The 2246-nt window shown below is 38.1% G+C and carries 2 protein-coding genes and 1 pseudogene; 2 read left to right on the forward strand and 1 reads right to left on the reverse strand.

Going from position 1 to position 2246, the window contains the following annotated elements; translation table 11 throughout:
- Both moaA and L650_RS0101735 read left to right on the forward strand, forming a co-directional pair.
- Window positions 1-298: pseudogene (gene moaA / locus L650_RS0101730) on the forward strand (GTP 3',8-cyclase MoaA); the annotation flags it as partial.
- 143 nt (window positions 299-441) lie between these two features.
- The gene (locus L650_RS0101735; RefSeq protein WP_029771958.1) at window positions 442-1479 is read left to right on the forward strand and encodes a GGDEF domain-containing protein; all 1038 of its coding nucleotides are present in this window, start codon (window positions 442-444) and stop codon (window positions 1477-1479) included.
- Between the two features lie 8 nt (window positions 1480-1487).
- On the opposite strand, the gene L650_RS0101740 is transcribed toward L650_RS0101735, so the two are convergent.
- Window positions 1488-2246, reverse strand: a 759-nt coding sequence (locus tag L650_RS0101740; RefSeq protein ID WP_029771959.1) for a substrate binding domain-containing protein, incomplete at its 5' end; no start/stop codon positions are given.

A 2246-nucleotide genomic window follows, 5' to 3' on the forward strand; every position in this document is an offset into this window, starting at 1 on the left:
GGCGGGGCCTGCGCAAGAGTTTTTCCACCCTGATTATTTAGGCAAAATAGGGTTAATAATGCCTTACAGTAATGACTTTTGTGCTACCTGCAACAGGTTAAGAATTTCATCACTGGGGAAACTGCATTTATGTTTGTTTTCTGAGCAGGGTATATCACTTAGAGAATACATGAGTGATAACACTAATCAGGCATTAATTGATCAGCTAGCGCGTTATATAAAAACAAAAAAACCAACGCACTTATTGCACCAAGGTAACACCGGGGTCACTACAAACTTATCTATGTTAGGCGGGTAAAGGCGTAAGTGTAGTGTAATTCGCTACTGAGTTTACTGTTTTCGCTACATAGTTTAATAAAATGACTGTTTTTACCTATTTAGCTACTTGTTATATTTAATTTTAAGGTTACACTGAATTTTTTATTATTTTAAGTTTTTTGAATGGATATAGCAGCACTTAGTAGTACTAAATCATTAAGAAGAAACGTTCTGAAATGGATGTGCTTGTGTTTTGGTTTTGTCTCATTGTTTTTTGCTGCGTTTAATATTTTTTTAAATAACTTTGCGTTATTAGGCTATTTAGAAATAGCGCTCACTGTATTTTGTGCCTACACCTACCACCGATTAAACACACACGCACTCGAAGTATGGCAATCTGTTGTTATGTGCATATTTGTCACCTTTGTTATTGTATTAGGTAATTATTTAGCAAAGCCAATAAATGGTTTGTATGTGTGGTCGTTTGCGTTACCTGTGTTGTATTACCTGTTGCTAGGTAAGCGTTATGGCATTGTATTATCGGCTTTGCTCTTTGTACTTCAAGGTGCCATATTAGTAACAAAATCATCGCAACTTCCTCTAACTACGCTTAATTTCAGTTTAAATCTTGCCTTTGTTTATATCAGTATTTGGGCTATTTCTCATGTTTTTGAAGGTAGCCGTGCTTTATCATCTAAGCGGTTAAAAAATCTTGCTTTGTTAGACCCACTTACCGGGGCTGCAAACCGTTTATCAATGAACCATTATTTTGCAGTAGAGCTTAAAGATAAGTCGCAACTTTATTTGTTTTTACTCGATCTAGACTTTTTTAAACAGGTTAACGACACCCATGGCCACGCAGTAGGGGATAAAGTGCTGATTGAAGTCGCCACTTTATTAAGGGTTGTATTGGCAAAAGGGTATGTATTTAGAGTGGGCGGGGAAGAGTTTGCTTTACTACATTCTTTTGCGTCACAAAGTGATGCATTGGCAATGGCTGAAACCATAAGAGAAAAACTCAACAATTCGGCATTTGAGATTGATGGGCTAAAAATAAATGTAACTGCCAGTATCGGCGTTGTTAAGTATCGCCAAGGCGACACCCTTGAAAAGTTTGTTATTAAAGCAGATAAACAACTGTATAAAGCAAAAGAATATGGACGCAATAAAGTGTACTTTCAAGCAAATGCCAACCTGATTGAAAAGCCCCAAATAGCCTAATTATGAGGCTAGTACATTTGCTCAAAATTTGGGATGTTGTTTTCCCAAATTGGTTTGTCTTTACCTAGGTATTCTCTCACTGCATCAAAAAATAAACGTGTTCTTACCGGTAAGTCTCTGTGTGGGTACACCGCATACATATGGCTAAACTCTTTTAACTTAACATCCGTTAAAATGGGCACCAATTGACCTTGTGTAATTTCTTTATCGATAATAAATGCTGGCGCAACAAAGTAGGTAGTCCCTGAAATAGCTTTCATTAGCAGTACTTCTGCGTCGTTTGCTCTGTACACACTTTTTATTTTTAGCTCACACGGCTCACCTTTACTATCGTAGTAATCTATGGTTTCTACGCGCATAGCGTTACTTGCATAACTTGCAGCGGGTAATTGCACCAGCTCTTCTATGGTTTGTGGCATGCCATAGGTTTTTATAAATTCAGGGGCGGCTACAATAAGCAGCCTGTTACGGGCAATTTTACGCGCAATTAATGAGGAGTCTTTAGGCTCACCAATTCTAAATGCTAAATCAAACCCTTCAGATACAATATCAACTAGCCTATCGTCTAAACGTAGCTCTACTTCTACTTGTGGAAAACGTTTTTGAAAGTCGTTTAGCACAGGTTGTAAATAACGCCGACCAATTAATGTTGACGAGGTAACCTTTAACACACCGCGTGGCTCTAAGTGGTAGTTTTCGGCCATACGTACGGTTTCACCAAGTAGCTCTCTTAGCTCTGACGCTTTTTTTATCATTTCTGCGCCCGC

The organism is Pseudoalteromonas sp. TB51, assembly GCF_000498055.1.
GTDB lineage: Bacteria > Pseudomonadota > Gammaproteobacteria > Enterobacterales > Alteromonadaceae > Pseudoalteromonas > Pseudoalteromonas atlantica.